19 protein-coding genes are annotated in these 25,217 nt (G+C 49.8%); 13 read left to right on the top strand and 6 right to left on the bottom strand.

The genetic code is table 11. The features are described from left to right. Positions 1 to 505 precede the first annotated feature (505 nt). Positions 506 to 1,177, top strand: a complete 672-nt coding sequence (locus ACTRXD_RS12745; protein ID WP_442432176.1) for a hypothetical protein — start codon at positions 506 to 508, stop codon at positions 1,175 to 1,177. A 15-nt stretch (positions 1,178 to 1,192) separates the two neighbouring features. After that, positions 1,193 to 1,882, top strand: coding sequence for a hypothetical protein (locus tag ACTRXD_RS12750; RefSeq protein ID WP_442432177.1), 690 nt, complete (start codon positions 1,193 to 1,195; stop codon positions 1,880 to 1,882). 829 nt (positions 1,883 to 2,711) lie between these two features. Here ACTRXD_RS12750 and ACTRXD_RS12755 read toward each other — a convergent pair. Then, positions 2,712 to 3,416: a hypothetical protein gene (locus ACTRXD_RS12755; protein ID WP_442432178.1), complete on the bottom strand. Its 705-nt coding sequence runs from the start codon at positions 3,414 to 3,416 to the stop codon at positions 2,712 to 2,714. 197 nt (positions 3,417 to 3,613) lie between these two features. Here ACTRXD_RS12755 and ACTRXD_RS12760 point away from each other — a divergent pair, with 197 nt between their 5' ends. The 5 genes from ACTRXD_RS12760 (at position 3,614) to ACTRXD_RS12780 (ending at position 13,086) form a co-directional block, all read left to right on the top strand. Further along, the gene (locus ACTRXD_RS12760) at positions 3,614 to 7,045 is read left to right on the top strand and encodes a GH36-type glycosyl hydrolase domain-containing protein (protein ID WP_442432179.1); all 3,432 of its coding nucleotides are present in this window, start codon (positions 3,614 to 3,616) and stop codon (positions 7,043 to 7,045) included. Positions 7,046 to 7,769: 724 nt separating this feature from the next. After that, positions 7,770 to 9,368: a hypothetical protein gene (locus tag ACTRXD_RS12765; RefSeq protein ID WP_442432180.1), complete on the top strand. Its 1,599-nt coding sequence runs from the start codon at positions 7,770 to 7,772 to the stop codon at positions 9,366 to 9,368. A 707-nt stretch (positions 9,369 to 10,075) separates the two neighbouring features. Further along, positions 10,076 to 10,528, top strand: coding sequence for a hypothetical protein (locus ACTRXD_RS12770; protein ID WP_442432181.1), 453 nt, complete (start codon positions 10,076 to 10,078; stop codon positions 10,526 to 10,528). Positions 10,529 to 10,791: 263 nt separating this feature from the next. After that, positions 10,792 to 11,655, top strand: a complete 864-nt coding sequence (locus ACTRXD_RS12775) for a glycosyltransferase (protein WP_442432182.1) — start codon at positions 10,792 to 10,794, stop codon at positions 11,653 to 11,655. Between the two features lie 411 nt (positions 11,656 to 12,066). Continuing rightward, positions 12,067 to 13,086, top strand: coding sequence for an adenosine deaminase (locus tag ACTRXD_RS12780; RefSeq protein WP_442432183.1), 1,020 nt, complete (start codon positions 12,067 to 12,069; stop codon positions 13,084 to 13,086). Between the two features lie 133 nt (positions 13,087 to 13,219). Here ACTRXD_RS12780 and ACTRXD_RS12785 read toward each other — a convergent pair whose 3' ends face one another. Continuing rightward, a complete protein-coding gene (locus ACTRXD_RS12785; protein ID WP_442432184.1) occupies positions 13,220 to 13,771 on the bottom strand; it encodes a phosphoribosyltransferase in 552 nt (183 codons plus the stop codon). A gap of 881 nt (positions 13,772 to 14,652) precedes the next feature. On the opposite strand from ACTRXD_RS12785, the gene ACTRXD_RS12790 reads away from it, so the two are divergent. After that, positions 14,653 to 15,279, top strand: coding sequence for a transglycosylase SLT domain-containing protein (locus ACTRXD_RS12790; RefSeq protein WP_442432185.1), 627 nt, complete (start codon positions 14,653 to 14,655; stop codon positions 15,277 to 15,279). A gap of 136 nt (positions 15,280 to 15,415) precedes the next feature. Here ACTRXD_RS12790 and ACTRXD_RS12795 read toward each other — a convergent pair whose 3' ends face one another. From ACTRXD_RS12795 to ACTRXD_RS12810, 4 genes are all read right to left on the bottom strand, one after another. Further along, entirely contained in the window at positions 15,416 to 16,867 is a 1,452-nt protein-coding gene (locus ACTRXD_RS12795) for a radical SAM protein (protein ID WP_442432186.1), read from the bottom strand. A 21-nt stretch (positions 16,868 to 16,888) separates the two neighbouring features. Continuing rightward, positions 16,889 to 17,257: a hypothetical protein gene (locus ACTRXD_RS12800; protein WP_442432187.1), complete on the bottom strand. Its 369-nt coding sequence runs from the start codon at positions 17,255 to 17,257 to the stop codon at positions 16,889 to 16,891. A 340-nt stretch (positions 17,258 to 17,597) separates the two neighbouring features. Next, on the bottom strand, positions 17,598 to 18,635 hold the full coding sequence (locus ACTRXD_RS12805) for a GAF domain-containing protein (RefSeq protein WP_442432188.1): 1,038 nt from the start codon (positions 18,633 to 18,635) through the stop codon (positions 17,598 to 17,600). An 85-nt stretch (positions 18,636 to 18,720) separates the two neighbouring features. Beyond that, the gene (locus ACTRXD_RS12810) at positions 18,721 to 20,427 is read right to left on the bottom strand and encodes a SulP family inorganic anion transporter (RefSeq protein ID WP_442432189.1); all 1,707 of its coding nucleotides are present in this window, start codon (positions 20,425 to 20,427) and stop codon (positions 18,721 to 18,723) included. 916 nt (positions 20,428 to 21,343) lie between these two features. On the opposite strand from ACTRXD_RS12810, the gene ACTRXD_RS12815 reads away from it, so the two are divergent. From ACTRXD_RS12815 to ACTRXD_RS12835, 5 genes are all read left to right on the top strand, one after another. Then, entirely contained in the window at positions 21,344 to 22,213 is an 870-nt protein-coding gene (locus tag ACTRXD_RS12815) for an energy transducer TonB (RefSeq protein ID WP_442432190.1), read from the top strand. Between the two features lie 478 nt (positions 22,214 to 22,691). Next, a complete protein-coding gene (exbB, locus tag ACTRXD_RS12820) occupies positions 22,692 to 23,117 on the top strand; it encodes a TonB-system energizer ExbB (RefSeq protein WP_442432191.1) in 426 nt (141 codons plus the stop codon). Then, positions 23,107 to 23,481, top strand: coding sequence for an ExbD/TolR family protein (locus ACTRXD_RS12825; protein ID WP_442432192.1), 375 nt, complete (start codon positions 23,107 to 23,109; stop codon positions 23,479 to 23,481). Before exbB ends, ACTRXD_RS12825 begins: the two co-directional genes overlap by 11 nt. Further along, the gene (locus tag ACTRXD_RS12830) at positions 23,478 to 24,617 is read left to right on the top strand and encodes a TonB family protein (protein WP_442432193.1); all 1,140 of its coding nucleotides are present in this window, start codon (positions 23,478 to 23,480) and stop codon (positions 24,615 to 24,617) included. The genes ACTRXD_RS12825 and ACTRXD_RS12830 overlap by 4 nt, the downstream gene beginning before the upstream one ends. A 92-nt stretch (positions 24,618 to 24,709) precedes the next feature. Then, positions 24,710 to 25,171 (top strand): hypothetical protein, encoded by a 462-nt coding sequence (locus tag ACTRXD_RS12835; protein WP_442432194.1) that lies wholly within the window; start codon positions 24,710 to 24,712, stop codon positions 25,169 to 25,171. The last annotated feature ends 46 nt before the right edge of the window (positions 25,172 to 25,217 follow it).

Below are 25,217 nucleotides of genomic sequence, written 5' to 3' on the forward strand. Positions count from 1 at the left end.
TTACTTGCCTAAAGAATAACCCACTTTGCACAGCAGAAGGAAACTCCAGTTGAATGCCGTGGCGCATTAACGAGGAACAAAAGCACCTTGAAAAAGGTCGTGATGGGAACCTTTTCCAAGTATGACTTGTTTACCCCGCTTCACCGGCCAAAACCATTCGGATAGCTTCGGAAGAGATCCTGCAGAGACATTTCCCAGGGTCCCCGTTATGATAGATGATGGTATGCGGTCGATACGTTGCAATTCGTCAGCTTTCAAGAATTAGTTTTAGCTCCACATCGTTGCGATCCCAGAAAAAGGGAATTGTTCGTCACCGAATAATTTCAAGGAACACCTGGCAATGTTAATGGACAAGAATTGATCTTAAAATCATCAAGCTATCTTTGACAAAGACTTGTTTATCTCTAATATTATTCCAAGGAATCAAAAAAGAATGTTTCCTCCATCAATGTTATCCTCATTTCGTTTCTTCCCTCGATTGACATGCGTAAGTTAGGGGTAGAAAATGCGTTGCTGTCCACATCGTGGGCGACTGGCTCTTCAGCCAGGCACACTGCGCAAACTCACATTGCTTGAGAGGCCATTGATTTTGCTGGATATCCGCGCGCACTATTCCTTCATAGTCATTCTATCTGTCGTGATTGCGTCCAGCGGCTGTACGACCACTACTCCGACCGGTAAAGACGGCACCATACTCCGTACCAGCGTGGAATCGTTCTACCGCGAGGCCCCCTGGGTAAATGCCAAACCGACCAATATCAAAGCCATGGGAGATGCCCTGGTCAACACGACACAAGGCCTGGCCGATATCAGTGCTGCGTATTCGACGCAACTTCAAATTAATGGTTTGGCTCAGCAGCAGCTCTTACATAATCCGCCGGCATACCAATCTCGATCGGCTGAAATCAGGGAGTGCATCAATGTGGGCGGAGGAGTGCAAGGCGGATTGACTTGCGAAAAAATTGGTTTGACCAACTATCGAGAGCAATACGTTAACCAAGCCCGAAGCGGTGTAGAAACTCTAAGTGATGTTCCAAGCCTGGGCTGGACCCAGACGCGAGGACCGCTGTTCACCGAACTTGAACTGGCGGAATTCGCCACCGCCGTGGGTGGGTTAGTTCAAGCCAATGGCCGAATGGGGCGCGCTTTACCGCGCGCATTTCCAGGGCGACGCTAAGCGCCCAGGACTGGTGTGGATTTGGTTATACTCATACTGAAGAAATTGAACCCTTATGCCGGTCGGCACTTAGTCTTGCTTCTGCTCGTTTCGATACTGGTTTCTGGCCTGGGCGGCTGTGCCTACCCTTACAGCATGAGTTATCATCCGTTGCTCGATCCTGAGGACAACCGACTGATCAAGGCGAAATCCATCGACCATCGTTGGGTCAAACACATGGACCAAGAGTCTGTGAAGATGTACCGACAGGGTTACGCCATGGTTGGTTACTCGTATTTAGTCGGCGGGCATTTGCCGATAGTTGCACCTATCTCGGCCAAGAACTTTGGTGGTAGTCTCGATGCGGCTCAGGTGCTTCAGTGGCGAAATGGAAGTCTTTATCTAGCAACGTACTGGCGGGCTGTCAGAGAATTCAGTTTTGGGGCTTACTATGAAGATGCGCCAGTCAGCGCACACCAGCGGATTGGGGGTGATGTCGCAGTCATTGTCCAGGATGTTGTTGACGGCACTCCCGCTCACGCGGCTAAGCTAATGCCCGGTGATTTATTGCTGGCTCTGGATGACCAAATAATCCCTGATGCGCACTGGCTGGATGAGTCCATTGCCTCCAAAAGTGGGCAAGATATCATTTTAACGATCTGGCCCATGCTTGCAATGGAACCGGTGAACATAAAATTTACGCTGGCGGAATCCAGCAACCCTTAATCTGGTGCTAGCGTTTATCCCGCTTTAAGTTATTTTTTTTACTTAACTCAAGTTTGGCAGGCGGGGCAGAAGGAACAAGCGAACACCCAGCTATCAACGTCGCCGTTTTCTCATATTGTCCAACAATTCATCTGACCTTTTAATCATTACCCGGGTCGTCCGAACAGGTCGCAAAACAGGTTTTGCGGCATAAGACGCCGCTGCCAACTCTTAACCGGAAAAGACTTTTCTCTCGTTGGCCCACTGATTCTGGGACTGTTGAATAAATTGCCAAAAATTCGATCTTTTGAAAATCGCATCTCTTTAGAAACTATTATTCAACTGACCCATTCTTTATCAGTCGGCCGGTGTTGTGGGGATAGCGGACTATAGAACTGGTGGACGCGGGACATACTGACCCCCAGCCAATCCAAACAGGATCTAAAGCATGTTTCATGCTTCCAGACTCTGACGCCTGCCCTCCTCCCAATAAGCCTTTTCTCCCACAGGTCCACTGACTGCTGATCAGCTGCTCTCCGTGCGGCCTCGGGGAGGACTGTTCGTCCATATTCGAGACGATGGCCTAAAATCGGCCTTCCCTAAAGAGCAGCAAGAGTGGAATGGTAGGAACCTACAGTTTCTGTGGTTTCACATCCTTCCAGATGGGTAATAGGGCGGCAAGGCAATTTTAGCCCTCACGGCCTCACCATTCTTCCTGCGTTGGGTTGGGAGAGGTTCTCGCCACATCACGCAACGCATCAGCAGACGACCGCAAGCGGAGCGGGTGGTTTACCGGAATGCATGCGCTTGTTGGTCCACACCTCGCTCTACGCAACGAATCTTGTCGACGTCATCGGCCTTCGTCTTCCACGGCTACAGCGATCACGATGAGCACCGCATAGTCTTGCTTCTTGCAGCCCTCGACCGAAGGCATCGCCCCACCTGGTGCGACCGGAAACGCCGTCTGCTGCACGTTTGCCGGAGAACACGAACCCTCATCGGTCGTCGGTGTATAACGCGCGGAGCGGCACCTCAGGTGCGTCACGTCGTAGAGCGTCGCCTGATCATCAAGCTCCCAGCGGTTATTTCCATCTTTGTCAGCGGGATGAATAGTCAGCACGGTCGTGACCTCGCGGTCACCCGTGACCAGGTATTTGCCGGGAGGGACCGGAAATGTCGGCTGCTCCATAATGAGGCCGTGTTCCTCCAGCCACCAGACTGTGTGGTCGAATTTCCAGCGTGCCGGGGCGACACCCCCCGCCTCCTCCAACTCTTCCAAGCGGCTCAACCGCACTCCCCGAGGTCCTGGATCCAGCGGCCATAGACCCCACGACTCCGCGCCGCTCCCGGAGGTTGCATCTGGATCACCCAATGCTGCGATGTACTGCGTCGAAATACGCTGAAATTTCGGCTGACCTCCGCCTGCGGCATAAACCGATTGACCTAACCCAGCCATCATCACGAGCAATGCCGTCACAAGGCATGCGCGGCCAATCAGGAGCATCGTCCCGCAAGTCGGCAACCAAAGAGTACTTCGCTGTAAAGGGGTTCGCACTCTGAGTATCCTTGGATTTGAAATCATAAATTGACTTTCCTCCTTGGATGGGAAGGAACTCCCCGAATAGGTTAGGCTATATAGCCTAACGCCAACTATAACGAATTGACAAACTTGTGCTGCGAGTTTGTCAGTCCGGGTTGATTTTGTTGTTATGCGGTCCTCAACTATTTGTGACAGAACCATCGGGAGACACTATGTCGACATTTCGATCACGGTACGAGCTTGAAACGATTGATTTAGCCAACTCAAGCGGCCTTGTCTTTGAATTTTTTCAGAATGGCGGGTTATTCCACGCGACGTGTGATGATGTGATGATTAATCAGATACTGGGGAACCCGCTTGAAGGGTCACTGAACAATGTGTATCTACGGCTCCGCACGACTGATTCGATCACGTTTGTTCCACTGATCGGACCCCCATCACCCGGTACCTTCGCATGCTCCCAAAGCCAAGCTAGATGGGAAGGGCGCTGGCAGGATCTGGCGTATACCTGTTCACTGACGCTCCATCCGAAGGCCACGCTGTGGTTTTGGACCATCGATATTCACAACACGGCCTCGACGGATCGTCTCTGCGATGTGATCTATACCCAGGATATCGGCCTGACCCACGAAGGAGCGGTCCGGAACAACGAAGCCTATTGCAGCCACTACATTGATCATAATGTTCTGACCCACGACCTCTACGGACCCGTCGTGTGTTCACGGCAGAATCAAGCCTGCGGAGATCACTATCCCTGGTTGATGCAGGGGAGTACCACTCATACCAGAGGCTTCGTGACCGATGGCCTGGCCTTTTATGGATTGGCGTATAAGCACACCAATATCCCGGTTGGACTCACACAAGATTGCCTCGTGAGTGTCAAACAGCAATACGAAATGGCATTCTGCGGTCTGCAATCCGATATCCTATCGCTTGCCCCCGGCGAGTCCCGATCGGTCACGTTTTACGCAGAATATGTGCCGCACCATCCGGAGCCCACACAAGCCGCTGACGCCGACCGTATTCAGGCCGCGATAACTCGTATCGAACAATTACAAGAACAACCACCCGATCGCGTGTTCACGCCGCAAACAGCCGCCGACACGATCTTGCACAACCTTACGATGCTGACCGGACAGGATTTAACCGACGACGAGGTTCAAGGCCTGTACCCGGATCGGCGACGCCATGAGGAAGTCCAGGACGGAAGGTTGTTGTCGTTTTTCTATGCGGACGCCACCCATGTGGTGTTACAAGCCAAAGAGCAGCTCGTCGAACGCCCCCACGGCCATATTTTGCGCAGTGGGAACGCCAGGATTCCGCAGGACGATGAGCTGTGTTCCACCACCCATATTGCCGGCATCTTTCACTCCCATCTCACCATCGGCAATACGTCGTTCAACAAACTGTTATCGATAACCAGAACCCCCTTCAACATCTTTAAAACGAGCGGCCTGCGCATTTTCATCAAGCGAGGGGCCACGTATCATCTTCTCGGGATGCCATCGTGTTTTGAAATCGGCCTGCACTCCTGCCGATGGCGCTACAAGACCGATCAAGGATGGATTGTGGTCGATGCCTGGGTCAGCCCGGAAGACGCCGCCGCGTTTGTGAGTATCGAGTCCGATCAGACCGACACCTTTGTCATCCTCGGCAATCTGGTTCTGGGTAACCATGAACTGGATCATCAGGGCCATATCGAGATTGATGCCCGGACCGCCACCGCCACCTTGAGGCCTTATGCCGGTACGGATATGGCCCAACGATATCCGGATACCGTGTTCTATCTCACCACATCAGAACCGGCCAAGGTCGAGCACATCGGGACAGATGAAGAATTGTTTTCCGATCACCAGTCCCGTGAACTTCCCTATCTCACATTTCGTACCAAACCGGTGCAGACGTTTTCTTTGGCGATCACTGGTTCAATCGTCAATTCGGAACACGCCAAGAGCTTATGCAAGAAATATCAAGTACAGCCAGCTCATCTGCGGCAGGACCAACAGGTCGGCTGGTCATTTTGGCAATCACTCAGCAGACAATTTCACCTCTCACTCGCCAAGACGAATCCGCTGTGTGACAAACTTAATGACATCTTTTACTGGTACGCCCACAATGCCATGGTGCACCTCACAATCCCCCATGGTCTCGAACAATTTTCCGGTGCGGCATGGGGTGTCCGCGATGTCTGCCAAGGCCCGATCGAACTCCTGTTAGCCACCCAACACCATCCTGAAGCGAAGCACATCCTGTTAACGGTCTTTGCCCAGCAATATGAAAAAACGGCTGATTGGCCACAGTGGTTTATGTTTGACCGGTTCGCCACTATCCAGCATCCGGAGAGCCATGGTGACATCATCCTTTGGCCCTTAAAATCGCTGGCGATGTACCTCGAAGCCAGTAATGATTTCAGTATCCTGGACATTGAGTTGCCCTATACCGAGATACCCACGTTTATTCGCAGTACCACCCGTTCGACTCTATTACGCCATGTTCGGCGCACGATTGACGCCATCGAATCCCGCTTTATCCCGGGTACGGCGCTATCAGCCTATGGTGCCGGAGATTGGGACGATACCCTTCAACCGGCTCAATCCGCCATGCGCGAGCATATGGTCAGCACCTGGACGGTCGCCTTAACCTATCAAGTGTTTCAACAATTGGGCACCGCCTTTAGCAAGGCCGGGCTCCATACCGACGAACAACGGCTACTGCAGTTAGCCCGACGCATCAAAGAAGATTTCAATCAGCATCTTCTACCGGATGAGGTTGTGAGCGGATTTGGCTATAGCCACCCCGATGGCTGGATAGAACCCATCATCCACCCGAGCGATACGCGCACGAAGATTCACTACCGGCTTTTGCCGATGACCCGCAGCATGATTGGCGAGTTATTTACTCCTGAGCAAGCGGAAGCTCACCTGCGGCTCATCGAGTCTCATTTACGTTTCCCGGACGGTGTCCGCCTTATGAACACACCCGTGTCCTATCAAGGCGGGGTGCGGGTGCTATTCCGTCGGGCCGAAGAGTCGGCTCATTTCGGGCGTGAGATCGGTTTGCAATATGTCCACGCCCACATTCGCTATATCGAAGCGATGTGTAAAATCGGCCAAGCCCAAAAAGCCTACGATGGGATCCTGCAGATTTTACCGATTAGGATTCAGGATCAGGTATCCAATGCGGTCACACGGCAAAGCAATGCCTATTTCAGTAGCTCGGATGCGGATGTGCGTGATCGTAATGAGGCCGAACAGCTATGGGATGCGCTGCGGGCAGGAAAGGTTCAGGTGAAAGGTGGCTGGCGCATCTACTCCAGCGGACCCGGCATTTTGATCAATCAAATCGTCAGCAACTTTTTGGGCTTGAGACTGTCGTATGACGATGTCGTCATCGATCCCGTCCTGCCCAAACAACTGGATGGATTACAATTTGACTTTTCTCTCGATGAAAATCCCATCACCGTGATCTACTCCATTGCCGGTGATGAACGGGCTTCGGTGCAATCCCTCACCATCAATAGAATCGAAATGAGATTTACACGCGATCACAATCCCTACCGCGCCGGTGGAATTCGGATTCCACGCACCGACATTTACCCCCTTCTGACCGACGGCCCCAATCAAATTCTCATCAGCGTAGGCTAAAGCGATTTCCCGCGAAAGACTGCCGGCGATGTGGTTTTCGGAATGGCGGAGTCCACCGATTGTTTTTTTTTAATCCAATCGTCACTAACCAAAAACAGGCTCAGTTTCCCAATTCGTCCCTAAGTTCATGACCCAATCTCATTTTTTGGGTAGGGTGGGTGCCTACGGAAACGAAGCAAGTCCATGTGCGACTTAGCATAGAACAACAGACGTAATCTCTAATTTGGATTTTTACAAAACAGCCGGATTTCAACTTCGGGCATCATGCGAAAAGATATGATGCCTAATTTGAGCCGATTGGGATCCGTTTGTTGTTTGTCGCTTTTGAGCCCGCTAAGGATCAAGTCTTTCTCCAATATTGCGATCTTTCTTGCATCTCACACCCAAAGACTAACTATTTTTCGGCGCCGATGGACACAAATCTTTCGACATTTTAGTTTAGATATTCATTGTCTGATGGAAGATTTTTTCATGCCTGTTTCAAAGACTCGACTGAAGAAACGTGAGATATGTCTTTTAACAAATGTATCCTTTTGTGACTTAATCGTATCTCATTAGATAATCTCCCCCCCTTTCCATTTCTGGTTATACGAGATCGCTATTCTTCAAAATCTTCAAAAAATTAAATGAAATGCCTAGATAACCTCAAGAATTAGGTACCGAGAAAGAGGCACAGAGCTTGCGAGACCATAAAGCGTATCGCAATGCTAACAGGGAGGTTGTCATGAAAATGATTACATCAAAGCTTCTAAGGTGGCATCTTGTTCTTATGATAATGGTGAGTTTTACGGGTCTTACCCAGGTTGGTGCAGAGACTCTGTCCCTTCAATCCTATCAACCCACGTATTTAGTAATTCTCCAACCTGATACGCCGGAAGAAGAATTTGAACAGTGGCTCCAAAAGGAAGTCTTCCCCAAACTTGAAATTTTTCAACGGAATGTTTGGGGCGTAACCCACGAACTGTTTAAAACCAAGGGCCAGGAAGGGAACCCTCGCTACCTCTGGAGACCGAACATTCAATTTGTTGGGACACCCACATATAATTTGTATGACCGATTGTCTGCAGAAATGACCAAGTTGTTAGGCGAAAAAGCTCACATTCTGCCAAAGTTTTCCTTCGTATCGGATCAATCAGGAAATGGAGAAGGAAAAGATCATACGCACCTGGTAGTCAGGAAAACACCGTATTACCTAACGAGTCCTCAGCAAGCCCTGCCTCCTGATGGTGAATGGGAACCTGGAACACAAGTAGCCCTCCTGGAGGAGTCGGGTAGTTTTCATCTCGTGCGTGGCAAAGATGGGGTTCAAGGCTTTGTCCAGGCAGATGATATTCAGCCACTTGGGACACACGGGCCTCAAGTTTCTGCCCATATGAACGCGCTACAAGAACAAGACGTCCCCTCACGAATACGCGCGGCCCAAGCCTTGGGCGGAATCGGCCACCCTGCGACTCCAGCCGTTCCCCTATTACAGAAAGTTGCAGAAAATGATGTTGATGAATATGTTCGCCACTTTGCTAAAGAGGCTGTGGGCATGATTCAACAACCCAATCCTTTAGAACTCGGTATCCACGGTATGTTAGTGGTGAGTCATCGTTCCCCAGAAGCGACCTCCCCAATTTATCTTAGTCATCTACCAATGTATGTGGCCCCTCATCGATTCCAGGGTATTTGGGAAGTATCCTTAGACAAAGAAGGTGAAGACAGCTATCGCCATGCCCAGATGTTAGATAATCGAGGAGGAAAGCCTCTCTACCCCTATTTCACCCTGGTGCCAACCGAACGATTTGCCTTACGGGAATTAAACAATACTCGCACAACCTTTCAAGCCAAATTATTTGGGGGACATTTTGAACGGTCATCTGGCAAGTTTCTGAAAGTCGTAGACGTGACGATCAAAAAGCCGGTGTATTGGAGCAAACTACATCCAAAGGGGAAACGGCCCTCTTCCTCAGAGTTTATCGCATTTGGTCAACAGTCAGACGATGAGAATAATCCTGTAGGAACCGCTTTTTTTTCCCATAAAATTACCATTCCAGAAAATTATGACCAAATTTTGAATGTGCGCGTGATGACTGCCCCAAGTTCACTGCCGATTAACCCGGTCTTACAAGATGGGACAATCGTCACGGCCAAAGGACGCGATGATACTAACGCACGTAAGTTTGCTTCGAGTGACAAACATTCACCTGCATTTACCAAACACATTTCCGCAGGTTCATCAGATACGGAAGCCCATCAATATGTCTTAGGCATACTAGGTCAGTACTACTTAGAAGAAGAGGAATTACGTGAAAATCATCTGGCCGAAAGTATGCCATAAGGGATACAAGCCGGAGGAAAAATAGGAGAAGCCGGGTGAAACTCTAAGGTAGAGGGGTCACCCATGAGCAGCCTCTGTCAAGTCGGCGCACTCCTCCGTTGTTGGTCATTCATTTTTTCAGCCTTCTTTTCTTCTCTCTCTGCGATCATGAACCTGATTCGCACCTGGGCCTTCATTGGATTCAGTGTCGCCTTCGTGACCTGAGGCGCACCAGTCACCCATCAGGATTAAGGCCATGGAAGCCGGGTCATATGACTCGGCCGGTGGCCCTTGGAACGTTCGTGCCCCAGAAAACCGTCAGTGCCCGACGAGTGTCTATTCCAAAGGATCACAAATCGTCTGGTTTACCGTGCCAGCGGTGTGGCTTCTCGGCCCCCAACCCCTTCGTGGCTCATCGTCGAGGCGACTCAGGGCCTCCCTGCCGCGGGAGAAAACCAGGGGTGCGAACGTGGCCAATCAAATCTGATGGTTCCAAGCCAATCCCTATTCAAGCTCACGTTCACCAGACTCGTTGCATCTTTGATGGGCAACACATAATGGGTCAGACAGAGCTACTAGACGTGGTGCAGAACTGACGGGTCCAACAACCGGCATGCCGTCGTTCCATGCCGTTGACTTCATTTCTTTCAGTATGCGATTTTTTTAGTGGGCCGCACGTTCAGCACGCTTCGCAAGAACCATATCTAACGCTAGTGATAAGGAACATCATGGTGGTGAAAAGATTTCTCCGGTATTTCTCCTTGGCGAGGGCAGCTTCTATCATAATGACGTGGGTCTTGTTGCTCTATGGGAGCGGTGGAAAAGCGGCAGGCTCGGCCTCTCCCGCCACGCAACAAGCCCCCGTAGGTTTCGCGCCGGGCTATTTCCCTCCCGGCTATAATCCGCCTCAGCCAGGGTACGAATACGTTCCCAACCCACAGCACAATATCTACAGACACTTTGAAGAAAATTACGGAGGGCCGACCTACATACAACGGAAAGCTGAAGCTCCCTACGTGACACAATATGGAGAACCCGTTCTGGAGGAATGGCAGTATTCCGGTGGCTACCAGGGAGCATTAGACCGTGGAGAAATCCACTATCAACCCGGGACCGGGTACAACCCCCCACTCAAGTCAGGGGGCAATGAACGGGCAGGTGTTGTCGAACACTCGGAATGAGGATCAACAAACCCGTTCAGTCTTCCCATCTACTACCCCTTCTTTCAAAAATTCATGACTTCATGGCCAGGATGAAACCGTTCAAGGATCTGCAATGTCGGTGGCTACTACAGAAGATGAGGCTGGATGTGGATTGGGCATAAGACGTTTATTATTCGTTTGGCCTTCAACATCAGGAAGGGAGATGACGATGGCTGTGAATACATCTTTGATCACTAGACAGCACCGTTATTTCCTTTTACCTGTCAGGTCATTGGCAAATTATGATCAAGGTTTCTGTCATCGTTCCTTTTTATAATTCAGAGCGGTATATCAAGGGATGTATCGAAGGGTTGCTTCAGCAAAGCTATCCTCGGGAACAATATGAAATTCTCATGATCGATAATAATTCTACGGACATCTCCGCTGAAACCGTGCGACAATATCCCGGCATTCAATTGCTGCACGAAACGATGCAGGGCTCGTATGCCGCGAGGAATCGCGGGCTTCGGGAAGCGAAAGGCGAAGTTATGGCCTTTATTGATGCGGATTGTGTCCCCTCCCATGATTGGTTGCACGAAATCATGCTGGCCATGGAGAAGCCGGATCTCAGTATTGTTCTTGGTCGAAGGACATTTGCGGGAAACTCTATTCTTCTGTCTATGTTTGCAGACTATGAGGATGAAAAGCACAAATATGTGTTTACTAGCGACAAGCAAGAAATCTATTACGGGCATACGAATAATATGGCGGTGAAGAAAAAACTCTTTAATGAACTCGGTCTTTTCGTGGAGCGACTACGGGGAAGCGATACGATCTTTGTTCGACACGCTGTCAATACCTATTCCTGTGAAGTCGTTCGATATTGTCCGCGGATTCAAGTCCGGCATTTGGAAATTGAGAATCTCCAGCAATTGTTCCAAAAATTTTCCATATACGGGCGTACAAACATTGGCACTAGACATGTCGTGTGTCAAAAAACGTTAACCGCTAAGGAAAAATTTCATGTGTTTCGCAACGTCGTTCGCCATCAAGAGTACTCATGGAAAGAATCCATCGTCCTCATGGGAGTTCTGGGGATGGGTGTTGTTTACTGGGTCTTGGGGAAAATCAAACTCTCCGGACGTGAGCGAGATTCAGTCGAATAAAGAAAATTGGATCTCTGACAATGACGAAAAGGCCTGATTCCCCGTGAGGGCCATATTTTCGATTCCTCCAAATTTCACCAATCTTTCAAGGACTCTGTAAAAGTGTTAGCCTGGTAGTTCCTGAGGATCTGATATTTTGTGATAATCCCTCCTGCAAGCTTGCAGAGGAATGATGGGTACACCGATGGGTCGGGATCGAGGGCAGACACCATCATCTTCAAACCTTCTTTACATCTACCGCCGCCTGCACTAATCGGGCGGCAACGGTGGAAATGCCAAATGGGTAATACACGGATACATAACTCAGTATTCCTTCAGCATTCTTGTTGCTGGCATAAAATAAAACATCTGCTCAATTCGTTTTGGGAAGATCATGTCAGGACGGATCAATCCCCAATTACAGGTTAGCCCATGAATCAGAACGAACTCGAACAATGGATTCTTCAACTTCCCAAAGTAGAACTTCACCTTCATATCGAAGGGACCCTCGAACCGGAGTTGATGTTCGATCTCGCGAAGCGTAACGGCCTCTCTCTTCCCTTTGCGACAAGTGAGGAGCTGAAGCGGGCTTACAACTTTCAAGATCTGCAGTCTTTTTTAAATATTTACTATCAAGGCTCACAGGTTTTACGACAGGAACGGGATTTCTTTGATCTGACCTGGGCATACCTGAAACGCGTGGTGAAGGAACATGTCCGCCACGTGGAAATCTTTTTCGATCCCCAGGCGCTTATGAACCGTGGGGTAGACTTTCATACCGTCATTTCAGGAATTCACGCCGCACTCGAACAAGCTCGCACCGAGCTGAAAATCACTTCCATGCTGATTCCCTGTTTCCTTCGCGATCTCTCTCCCGATTCTGCCAGACAGACGTTGGAAAAGATCCTGGATTATCGCGACTGGGTATGTGCGGTGGGGCTCGATTCTTCCGAGAAGGGGCGTCCCCCGGAGCTTTTTAAGAATGTTTTTGACCGCGCACGGACCGAAGGATTGCTGACCGTAGCTCATGCCGGGGAGGAAGGCCCTCCGGAATATATTTGGCAGGCCCTCGAGCAACTCAAGGTCGTCCGCATCGACCACGGAATCCGTTGTCTGGAGGATGAACCCCTGGTCCGGCATCTGGCTCAAACCCAAATTCCTCTTACGGTTTGTCCCCTCTCCAATGTGAAACTCCAAGTGTTTCCCTCACTGGAACACCATAATTTAAAGGTGCTTCTCCAACGAGGGTTATGCGTGTCGATCCACTCCGATGACCCTGCCTACTTTGGGGGGTACATTACCGACAATTATCTTGCCGCTCAGCGCGCGCTCAAACTCCAGCCAACCGACATCCTCCAATTGGCCAAGAATGGCGTGAAGGCCAGCTTCCTGTCAGACACAGAAAAGGAAAAACTCATTGGTGAAATTCAGGACCATGCCGGAAGACTGTAACTTTCCCATTTTTAAAAACCCCTTTTGGGGTTTCTCCGACGGACTGCGTGGCAGGAAGTCAGTTCTGACAATTGGGGATCGTTGATTTCCGTTCGGGATTCACTCCACAGAAGCTTTCGATTGTCGGTAAGATCTATGGTATTTGGCCTTCCTGACCTGCCCGTTCAACTGCCGCTAAATAGGGTAATGCCCGCCCCTCACCTCCTAAATCCAAGCCATACCCAATGATCCAGACATCCGGAATCTCAAATCCGACGTAGTCGGCCCTGAGAGCCACCTGATGGCGGCTTGGCTTATCCAAAAGGGTACAGAAACGCACCCAGGCCGGTTCCTGATGCTTCAGATGTTCATTGACCGCGTGCAATGAGAACCCCGAATCGAAAATATCATCGACGACGACCACCACTTCATTCGTGATATGAGGGAGTTCCTCCCTCAGAAAGCTGACTGACCCGCTGGCCTCACTGGTGCCACTATAGTGGGAAACTTTTAAAAATTCGATTTGTGGCTCGATACCATGGTGGGAAAGGTGTCGCACGAGATCAGCCAGGAAAACAAAGCTTCCTGTCAGCAATCCAAGCAGGATGGGTTGTCGGGATGGCAAATCGGTTGCGATCAGCTTGGCTAATTCGCCAACCCTCGTCTCAATGGTTTTCTCATCAATCAGGACAGAATGAGGAAGCACGAAGTCCCTTCTATTAATTCGTGTGGAACGAAATTTTTGACTATTTTAGATGGTCACCGCAAGCCAAGGAGACAAAAAATGTCCACATACCCAGAAAGGCATACTCTGAGGATCGATCTCAAACCATACAGGGTCTGTTGAAAAAAGCCGCCAGCGGCGTTCTCGCCATTTTCCCGTGCTCCCGTACTAAATGTACGCTCCGCGCGTAAAAACGGCTGCGGCCTTGCTGGACGGACTTTTTTGAACCGACCCGGAGCCTTTGATGGGTAATCTTATCCTGGGCAAATTTGCCCTTGAAAATCTTTATTATTCAACACTCCCATAAAGGCTCTTGATAAGGTTTGGCTTTTATCTGATTGTGAGAGTGTGCCATCCACGGAATCAGGTCATTAGTTTGCCCGCGACAAAAGCACCAACCAGGTTCAGCGTCTCGAAGACTGACCACTACCCAACCGAACTCTCCCCACAGGTCTCTCCTCCACAGGCCGTTTCCTACAACTTCACTCCAAAAGGGGAAGCATTGCCAGGGTTAAATCACAAAATAACTGGAGGGTCCATACAAAGGAATGAAGATATGGAACACCACTCAATCTCGCCGTCGAAAAAATATTCGCACCATTGATATACTAACGATCAGGGGACTCATGCCGTTCTTGGCCACGCAAGGATCAGATGAAAGACACCCACCCATATCATATTCCTGAGCGATGTCATTTTCGAAAAGTACTTATGCCACCGACAAACGAGCCCTGACAATCGTGAGCATATATGTATGTTGCAACCGTGCCCAGGATCTACCTGAGGGATTCGTCGAATAGCCTGGAGGCCTTCGAATTGCATTTGCCAAGATATCCAATTCCATTGGAATTCCAGACAACCATATGATTTCGACGCGAGTAATTTCTTGTCTGCTGGCGATGGCCATCGCACTGTTAGCGGGATGCGCAGCAATGCCCCCCAAGCATCAGGAGAATCTGTGCACAATATTCGACCAATACCCCGAGTGGTACGATGCGGCCAAAGAATCTCAGGAAAGATGGGGCACCCCACCCCACATTCTCATGGCTTTCGTCAAACAGGAGTCGGCGTTTCGCCACGACGCGACGCCCCCATGGGATTGGTTCCTGTTCATTCCACTCGGACCCCAATCCTCGGCGGAAGGCTATGCCCAGGCTAAAGATGAGACATGGGAGGAATATGAGGATGAGGCCGGTGGGGTCTTCAGTAGCCGCTCAACCATGGAGGACGCCTTGGACTTTATCGGCTGGTACAACAACAAAAGCAGCAGAGAGCTCGGCATTTCCAAATGGGATCCCAAGCGCCTCTATCTGGCTTACCATGAAGGTCGCGGGGGCTATCGGCGTGGGAGCTACAAGAGGAAGCCGAAGATCGTGCGTATCGCGAATCGTGTGGATTGGCAAGCCAGGCAGTACGGTGCGCAACTGCGTCAATGCGAACATCGGTTCAGATGTCGACACTGGTATCAATTCTGGCCATTCTGCAGCTAGGACTCCAGCGTCTGATCACGGCAGGGTATTGTAATGGGCACGTTTAGAATCGATTGATCGGCATGGTTCTTTCTATATACGATTTGTGAACAACCCTCTTCACCAAATTCCAATCGGAATTTGCTCTATTCGATTACTACATGGGACAAGCATGTTGGGGTGACCCACTCGCATTTACACCAGCCATTTTAAATATGAGTGCAAGGAGGAGATTATCTTTGAGCAATTCTCGTGTGATATGACACCGTTCCGTGTATCCCGCCGAAGCCGGGTCTCCCGTCGAGGAAGCACTCTTGGCATAGCAGTCTCCTGCGCAATTAAACTTCGCGATGCACCCCTGGCACTTCGGCATATCATGCACATTGAGTTTCCCTAAACGATCAATCGCTTCATGATCCAGGACGAATTCACCGTCCTCCTGATTCCACGCTCCATATTGAAACAACTTGGCTCGAGGATCCGAAGGTTGGAGAACTTCGTTACATGAAGTCACAATTCCACGCGAGGTGACCAGGAAATTACTCGCATCACTGGCTCCACAGAACGTTTCCCGGTGTTTCAGGGAAGCGGCTGAAAAGTGCAGTTGAATTCCAAAACCTGCAGCCACTCGTCTTGCCTCACGGAAATGATCAACGAAGATCTTTCCATCGAGATGGTCAATCTGGTCCTTCAGGTTTGTCACATTTGTGGCATCGAAGACCGGTTCGAAGTGGAGACTTTTGCATTGGAGGTTCTCGCCGACAAACGCAACAAACTCCGACAATGTCGAACTCCCTAAGACTGTCACCGTCGATCGGATATCGTATGCTTTCCCCCGCATCTCAAGCCCCTTCATGGTGGCAATAATACGATTGAACGAACCCCCGCCATTCGGCAGAACCCTATGCTCATCATGCACTTCCCGCACGCCGTCCAAGGAGAAGGTCAGATGGGTGCAGTTCTCTGCAATGTAATCCAGCCGTGATTGGGCGAATACCCCATTCGTACTTAACGATATGGAGGGTTTGAAATGATTGGCCCTGCACTGCTCTTTGTAGTATTCAATAATTTCCCGAAATACACCCCAACTGGCCGTGGCTTCCCCTTCACCTAAAAACCGGATGGACGGATCCACATTTTGCACATGTGCGTTCTGAACAATTAAATCAATGGCCCCTTTCGCTACCGGCAAGGGTATATCTAAATCTTCCAACCTCCCGCCTTCGGCATAACAGTACGTGCATCGCAAGGTACATTTCTGAGTATTGGAGAAGGTCACGCTGGTTGGCGCCCATCGCGTGCTGGGCTTGGTCAACGACCGCTGTTGCGTCTCGGGGACCTTGAACACTTTGCGTTTGACGAGATCATCGATCAGAGATTGCTCGTTGGGAAAAAGCGTCTCCTGACGAAAATATTTCCTGACGGTCGATGCGCCAAATTCGTCGAGAATCATGCTGACATTTGACAGGGGGGCGTAGTACAAATACCCGTTTAAAAACGAAACAAGGAAGGTCTCTCCTGCTCCTTCAATGCGTTCTTCAATGAAATCCTCCGGAGTAGGACTGCGAATTCTGCTTCGTTTCTGCGGCATCAGTAAGGCTGTAGGCATAGAAGACTCTCCTTTCAGACATTAGGATTTTTTCTTGCCCGTGGAGCGAGTCGGAAGCTTGGAGGAATTCATTTTCGTACGAATTTCCTCCACAATAGACAGGAAATCTTCTATGCTCTTGAGCTTTTTGATATCCATTCCCGCCACAACTTCACGAAAAATCGGATTGGACACCACCTCAAGAATATCTGTTTTGACCGGCTTCAATTGACAGGAACAGCCAGGGCCCGGCTTATCTTCGCATGAACACCCAGGAGGCTTGTCCTGACAGGAGCAGCCAGGGCCCGGCTTGCCTTCACATGAACAGTAGAGGGGCCCATGATTTACGAGGACGCCGGCCAGAGCAATAATCCCGAGGGGATCAATGGCACGAACGGGTTTATCAGGCATACATACCCCCTATTGAAAATAGATGAAGGCCATGGTTCCTATTTTGCTATCACTCCTTATCCCTGGGGTGGCTTTTTAATGCGCCATTCTAAAGTATGGACATAAATTGTCAATGGAAATAATGAACCCGTTTTCCACAGACATCCGACGTCCTGTTGTATAGAGAATCACCACCTCGTCATGGAGGACTCACTTATTTCGTGATTGGGGAGATTGAAATTCGCGAGGACTTGATGTCATCAAGGCAACTGTTGTAGAGACTTCTGCACGGAACGAACTAGACAACTTCTTGCTTTTGAAGGGTAGCGAAAATGGAACACATTTCGACTGCTCAGACTATTTATCGTAATTCGTCATGAATGCCTTCGGCAGTTCTCTTGTGATCACCCGGCACGTTTTCTAGTTCCCGCACCGCTTTGATCCGGCTGTAGAGACGTCTCAAGTGGTCCTCATATTCGCCTCGTTTTAGACCGGCGTGATCTCGTTCAAAGATACGACCCAACAGGTAGCCGATGATTTCCATGACGTCCAGGAGCTTGCTATCCGGCTCCATCGCTTCTTCCGAGAAAAACTCCATCACCGCCACCACTTTCGGTCCAATTAAAATTGGAAACGCAAAGCCGGCCTTCACGCCTATTTCCTTGGCAAGACGGGCGCGAGGGAAATTGGGATCCTTAGTCACATTTTTGATCCAGGCTGCCTTTCCACTGGCCAACACTCGACCAGGCAGCCCTTCTCCAGGCACAAACTTCCTTGATTCCGTCACCTGTCGAAACGTTTCGAACTTACTCCAGTCCCTCAGAATCCAAATTTTGCCGGGACTCAACAGATCATTATCGCCGTCACGGATATAGAGATGGGCGACCGGCCACCCCGTATAGTCGCAGATCACTTTCATAGCCTGTTTTAAGGCATCCTCCACCGGATCATTGGTATTGGATAACACGGCAATTTCCTGATTCAGTTTCAGAAAGGTTGTTTCCTGCTTCAAAAGGTTATACGCCATTTTCATTTTTTCCGATTCTTTCTGCTCTTCGATAAACCGCAGTTGTCCCAAGGCAAACACAGCAACCAGCCATATGATGAAAATGGAAAGTGCCCGATTGATCTCTCCCATCCATAACGGCACCCCGGGATCGGAAATAAACGCCCCTTCTAATGTGAGAACCGTCCCGGCAATGGCCCCGCCATAGATCAACCGCTTATCTTTCGCCATGAAACCCAATAATCCCAACACAGCATAGGCTTCACTAATGGACACGCCCAACGGAAACATGCCATCAACCAGGGAGATGACCAGGGCAACACTGACCATTAGGACCACATAGCCAATAGTCGTGATCGAAAAAACGGGAATGGCTGAAAGGGGTTTACTCATAGGATTCCTGCCATGGTGAATAGGGGTGATTGAGGTTCGTGATCGTTGTCATTTTTTCCCGGCACCGTTTGTGGCAATCGACGTTCTAAATTTCAATCACTCGTGGCTTCAGGGAAGATTCGCCTGCCACAAACTCTTCCTCCAGGCATCGCACGCAATCGAAAATATCTCCAAAAATATGATGTTCCGGAATGAGTCTTGGCGTCAGATTCACCGCGCGGAGCATCTCCAGAGGTTGGGGATTCACGTTGGCCAACAGGACTCGAATACCCCGCTTTTGCATGTATTCAAAGACTAATTCCAGGGCATGAGCGGCTGATTGGTCGAGATACGGCACACGATTCATCTCAAAAATAAGAATGTTGACCGTGGGCAATTGTTTAATATTATCGATTAAAAAATGAGAAAAGCCGAAGAAAACCGGACCTGTAAATGTTTTGATATACACGGTATCTAGATAATTCTGTGGTAAGACGAATTCTTCCCTCAGGTCGCAAGGTTTTCTGATTTTTAGCAACCGAAGGGGAAACAGGACAATTTTTTCTTCTCCGATGTCCCCCATTTTTTTCATGAACACAAAGACGGAGAGGGTCATCCCTGCTCCGACGGCTGTGATCAAATCGACAAACACGGTCAGGAACAACACGATGAAGAGGATGGCGCTTTCAGCCCGGTCCACTTTCACCACTTCCTTGAGCCCCTTATAGTCGATAATGTCCAACCCCACAGTAATGAGTATGGCCGCCAGAACGGGAATGGGCACATATTGAACATATGCACCCAGGCCTAAGAGCACAGCCAGCAGAAAAAGACTGGAAACCACCCCGGCGAGCCGTGTACGACCTCCAGCCTTCACATTGACGATCGACGACATGGTCGTTCCCGCACCGGGTAATCCACCAAAGAGTGCCGACGCCACATTGCCCATTCCCTGACCGATTAATTCCCGGTTACTCTGATGTTTGGTTTCGGTAATCTTGTCGACAATGACAGCGGTCAAGAGGGTGTCGATGCATCCCAAGGCTCCAAGGGTCAGCGCGGCGGTGATGATAAAGGACGGTTGAGAAACGTCCACATTCAATAACCGTTCAAGTTGAAAGGAAGGCAAGCCCTGGGACACCTCCCCAATCAGTGGAACAGACAAACCGGTCGCCAGTGCAAGGAAGGTTCCAACCAACAAGGCCATCAGCGCAGCCGGAATGGTGGTACTGACCTTAGGGGCCGCATACAGAATCACCAGGGTCAGGCCCCCCAGCGCAAGCGCTTGTATATTCATGTCGCGCAGGGCCTGCGCCCCCCCGGTGAACACTCCATAGATGGTGGAGGGCGCCGACAAGCCCATTAACGGAAACACTTCAAATAAGATCAGAATAATGCCAATGCCGGTCATAAACCCGGAAAGCACCGGAAAGGGAATATATTTGATATTGCCGCCAATTTTGAGGAGCCCGAAGACGATTTGCACCACACCCGCTAAGATGAATATTCCGATAATCGTCCCCAGGGCCAATTCCAGGCTCCCGGCGATACTGATGGCTTGAGAAACAGTCAACGCGGCGACCACCGTCATGGGGCCGGTTGGAGTACTGATGAGCGTGCGCGTGCCGCCAAAAAGAATGGCAACGGCCCCCAGCAGAATTGCACAATACAGCCCGGAAACCGCTCCCAGTCCGGATTGAAGGCCAAAGGCCAGGGCCAGGGGTAAGGTCACCACTCCAGCGGTCAAGCCACCGAGAACATCTCCCTTGACATGAAGAAAATTAAATTGTGATTCCTGCGCGGCGTATGTCATAGGAAAATAGAGATCACCCTGTCAGAACTTCAGCCAGCCCCCTATGCCTTGGGTTTGCACCCCATTTTAGAGCCCTTTGGGCCTGTGTGTGTCGGGTTACACCCGTCAACGACGCGATAGTATAGGCTATGAACCTAAGGTTTTAAAGCCAACACTGGCTGGATGGAAGGTGGGATCGATGCCCGATCTCAGGGGCTTCGGATGTCGGCTAGTAGCGTTGTAAAGACCCAAATTTGTCTACTTGCCTCGATTGGCCCTCGAGATGATTGTTACCCGACAAATGAAGCCCAGGGAAACCTCTCTACGGGTCAATTTCACCTATTGAAAGCCAATCGGTTGGTGTGTTTTGGATCACCGAACCCTCGACTTCCAACATCCCTAACCATTAGAAAAGAAACAGTGGAAAAAATTCAAACTTTCCCATTCATATTGACAGTGTCAATTATTTAATGATATTTATTCTCACTATCAATAAACTTATTTTATACTTACAATATTCATACTCAGTATTTCTAAAAATCAACTTTTGCCATTAAATCTTAAGTTAGAGGATTCGGGTATTTAGAATTCACCAAGGCAGAAATTCCCTCATTCCATAAAGGAAGTAGAGGCTAGAAGTCCGTGAGACTAGAGCCCAAAGGTCCATTACACCTTTGGGCTCTCCTTGTTTTTAGGGTCTTGCGTCTTGAGTGATGATGTCGGGAACAGCACGGTCATAATGCTTTTCTTCGTTAATGAGAAGCATTTGGCAAAATACCTATATCCCTCTTTCTGATGGTTAAGGCATGAAAGTCAAAACATGCTTAAAGCCATTTGGGTTGATGAGAGGCCTTTTTCATATCCGATTCTGCGACCTGCGAAGTATCATTCCTGCAACCGATTCAGATCCTCTAAAGCGCTTGGAGGTTCTTTTCTGTTGCACGCCTTGATCTTGTCGATTGGGTATTCTGTAGCCTTTCACGCCGGCGAACCAAAAAGGGAAATTGAACCTTCCACATTTCGTTGGAATGTTTCACTGACAACCGCTCCCATCCCGGAGCCTGTGACATCCGATACCCCGTCTCCCTTGCCTTCAGCGCCTCCTCAAGAAACCGTGGTAGCCCATTCTGAGTCCTCTGACCACCTGGCACCTGTTGCATCAAGTAACCACTCACGCGCCAAATTAGAAGGAAGTCCAACAAAACTTACGACCGCATCAACTGTCCAATCCAAAATGATGCCATTCCCCTCAACGGATTTTCCGGTCAACCAATCGTTCAATAGGCAAAAACAGACCAGATCACCATCAAGAACCACTACCGCAAACTCTCAACCATTGAATCAAGAACGGATCAACGCGGTGCCGTTTACCCACGGTCATACGGCAAACGTACCTCCACCGGTCAAAAGAGTCGTAGACCGGGCTGAACAGGTAATGCAACCGAGTGCCCGGGAAGAACCGAGGGTTATTCATCGTGCACGAGCATTTTACCCACCGATTCAGAGACGGGAGACACAACCCGATTATGGGTGGTTAATCACAGATCTGAGGATGATGTTAGAGCGGTTAAAGTTCTACCCGGAAATTGCGCGATTAAACAAATGGGAGGGTAAAGTCGTGGTCCACATGAAAGTTCTTGAAGGTGGCCATCTGATCGACATGGAAATCCAGGAAAGTTCGGGATTTGAAGTGCTCGACCAAACGGCTTTGACCATCGTACGCCAAGCATCTCCGCTGGATTTGGGTCACCCTCTTCCATCCAACCAGGTCAGTTTATCCGTACCGCTGACTTTTTTATTGGATTGACGAATCTTCGTCAAGCAAACTGAGATGAATGTACCCGTCGAGACCTTTCATCCTCAAATGGCAACCACCGATGGACAAGGGAAGGCAACAAACCGAAGGGAAGCCTTCAACCTCGGGATTAGGCATAGGATTCAATAAAATTCATTAAAAAATTATAGTCCGGCATGTCCGGTTTTCCCTCATTCATACGTCTACTCCCAATATGACGCTATCACCATTATCAATTAATTTAATCCTGTTGCGGTGTCGGGCATGATTGACCTGTTTCCCCTCCATGGACCAGTCGGACACTACCTGTTCAGGTTTGATCGACCCAAGTCACTAATGTCATCTCGTTTTCTATGTCAAAGAGTTTATGCAGTCCCGGCACGGGATCCCCGCAAAAGGCCCTACCTAACATAAAACACACCCATTTCCAATAAACCCAACGAGGTACCACCGTGAAGGTCACGAACCTTAGAAGTCAGGAATAACACCCATGGAAATTTTGCATCAACTGATTGATTACGGAATTATTGGGCTTTTAATCGCCTTGAGTTTTTGGGCTATCGCTGTTGCCATAGAACGCTGGTTGTTTTACCGGCAGGTCGATCCTCGAAAATATCCCGACCAGGAAACGTTTGAAGTGGCCCTGACCAAGCGCTTGGTGATCATTGGAACCGTCGCCGCCAATGCGCCGTATATCGGCTTATTGGGAACGGTGTTGGGTATCATGCTGACCTTTCATACCATGGGAACATCCGGCACGATGGCTGTCAGTACCATCATGGTCGGGTTGAGTCTGGCATTGAAAGCCACGGCAATCGGATTGCTCGTCGCCATTCCTTGTGTGGTCCTGAATAATGTGCTCAGACGGCGAGTGACGGAATTAATCTCTCTCTACAAAGTGCAACATGGAACGTGAACTCAACCAAATCAACGTGATCCCGCTGGTGGATGTCATGTTAGTGCTCTTGGTCATCGTGATGACCACCGCGACGTTTATCACGACTGGTCAAATCCCTGTCGACCTCGCCAAGGCTAAGGAAGCCGGAACAAAGAAGGACACTCCTTTGGTGGTGACCCTGACAGCGGAAGGAAAGATTTTCCTGAATGACCGGCCGATGACCCGCCCGGACCTACTCCTTGCTCTCCAAACCCACTCCAAAGACTCTCTTATCCTCGTGCGTGCCGATCGAGTCATAATCTTAGAACGGTTTGTCGAGGTCGTGGACGAGGTGAAGGGATTAGGGTTTGAGCAAATTAGTCTCGAGGTCATTCGATCATGACCCTCGCCACGCTAGAAGCCTTAAGTGTGGCTCCGGACCATTGCCGGGTTCAAGCCTGGGCAGGGTCCACCTTTGTTCACATATTATTTGTCAGTCTCGCCATTCTCCTCATTACAGATCTGCAACCGACGTCGCAATCAGAACCGTTGAAATTGGACATGGCCTTCATTAAACCGGCTCCTCCCAAAATCCACAACCAACCGGTACCCCAGGAACTGCCCAAACCGACGCCCGTTCACCAACAAGTCGTACCGGAGAAAGTGCCTCTCCCAACACCCGTCCAACAACCGATGACGAAAAGAGAGCCCGTCATCGAAGAACACAAACCCCTGCCTACCAAGAAAACCCAGGAAGTCCTCCATACCGACACTGTCCCAATGCCCAGACAGGAAAAAACTCCAGAACCGGTGCAGGCCAAGCCGATCCTGGAATCGACGCCGATTAAACAGGAGATCGTCTCGGAGCCTGCCAAACACATTCTTTCGCCATCCACCCATTCAAAATCCGTGGAACAGGTGAAACCGGTCATGCAACGAGAAACCAGTCTCACTCAGCAGGCGGAGCCCTCTCCTCAAGCACTCCCTACCCCCTTAGCCGAGGTCAGGGAAAGGGTTGATTCTCCCATGCAGACCACCCTGGTCGCCGAACGGGTGACCGAATCCGTACCCACGACGCGCCCTGAAGCTTCAGTGCAATCCCAGGCAATTCAGACGAAAGCGGAAGTAGTCGAACCGACCGTGCCGATAGCCCAAGAAAAGAAGATTGCTCGCGAACGCCCAGCACCACGGATTCATCAGCGAACCGCTGCGGTGGAACGCCCCATCCAGTCGTATCCTGAGGCCCAGGCAGATTATGGGTGGTTAGCACAAACTATTTGGCATCAAATTGAGAAATACAAAAGCTACCCGAGGGAAGCGCGTCAGAATGAATGGGAAGGAAAAGTCGTGCTGGAAGCCGTCATTCGCCAGGACGGAACAATTTTGCACCTCCGGGTGGCGGAAACGTCAGGGCATGAAATTCTTGATAAGGATGCCTTGAGCCTGCTGTGGAAACTTTCTCCGTTGACACTTAATCATGCATTAGGGCACCCGCAAATAACCATTTTAGTGCCTCTGACCTATAAACTCGATGGATAACAACAAGAGGAATCCTCTACATCCCTGATATCCGACATACCAAGACAATCATTCATCCAACAACCAAAGAATTTAACCCAAAGGAGTATGCGATGTGTAACAAAAAAATGAATCGAAGGTTGACCAACCCATACGTTGTTCTGTTGTTCGGTACCTTTTTATGCGTTGCGGCACCGGTAGTAGCATGGTCCGCCTCAGAGTCCGGAGAATCCTTCCGGGCCGTGGCAACTGATACAGAAGGTCTTCAGACGGAGATGGACAACATTATCTTTTATTATGAAGAAAAAGTCAGTGAAACGTCCTTTATTCCCCACGAACTTCGGGAATTACCGGTCAAGCGAGGCACGTCTACGGTGAAAATCAAGTTTTTCTCCATAAAGGAAATCGATCTTAAAGCCTCTGGCAAGGAATCCCCGCCGGTTGCAAACGTCACTCTGAAGGACGGGAAGACAGGAGAATTCCAGCTGGCAATTGCCGGAAGCTTTAAAGGTCAGTCCGCGTTTGGAGAAGTCGAGTTGCCCGCAACCCAACTGTCCCGCGTCGTTTTCAAGTAACCAATAGCACTGTTCTCAACTTGACCGGAGACAACGGAATGTTCCT

The sequence above is a fragment of the Nitrospira sp. T9 genome, assembly GCF_052156535.1.
In the GTDB taxonomy this organism is placed as follows: Bacteria; Nitrospirota; Nitrospiria; order Nitrospirales; family UBA8639; genus Nitrospira_E.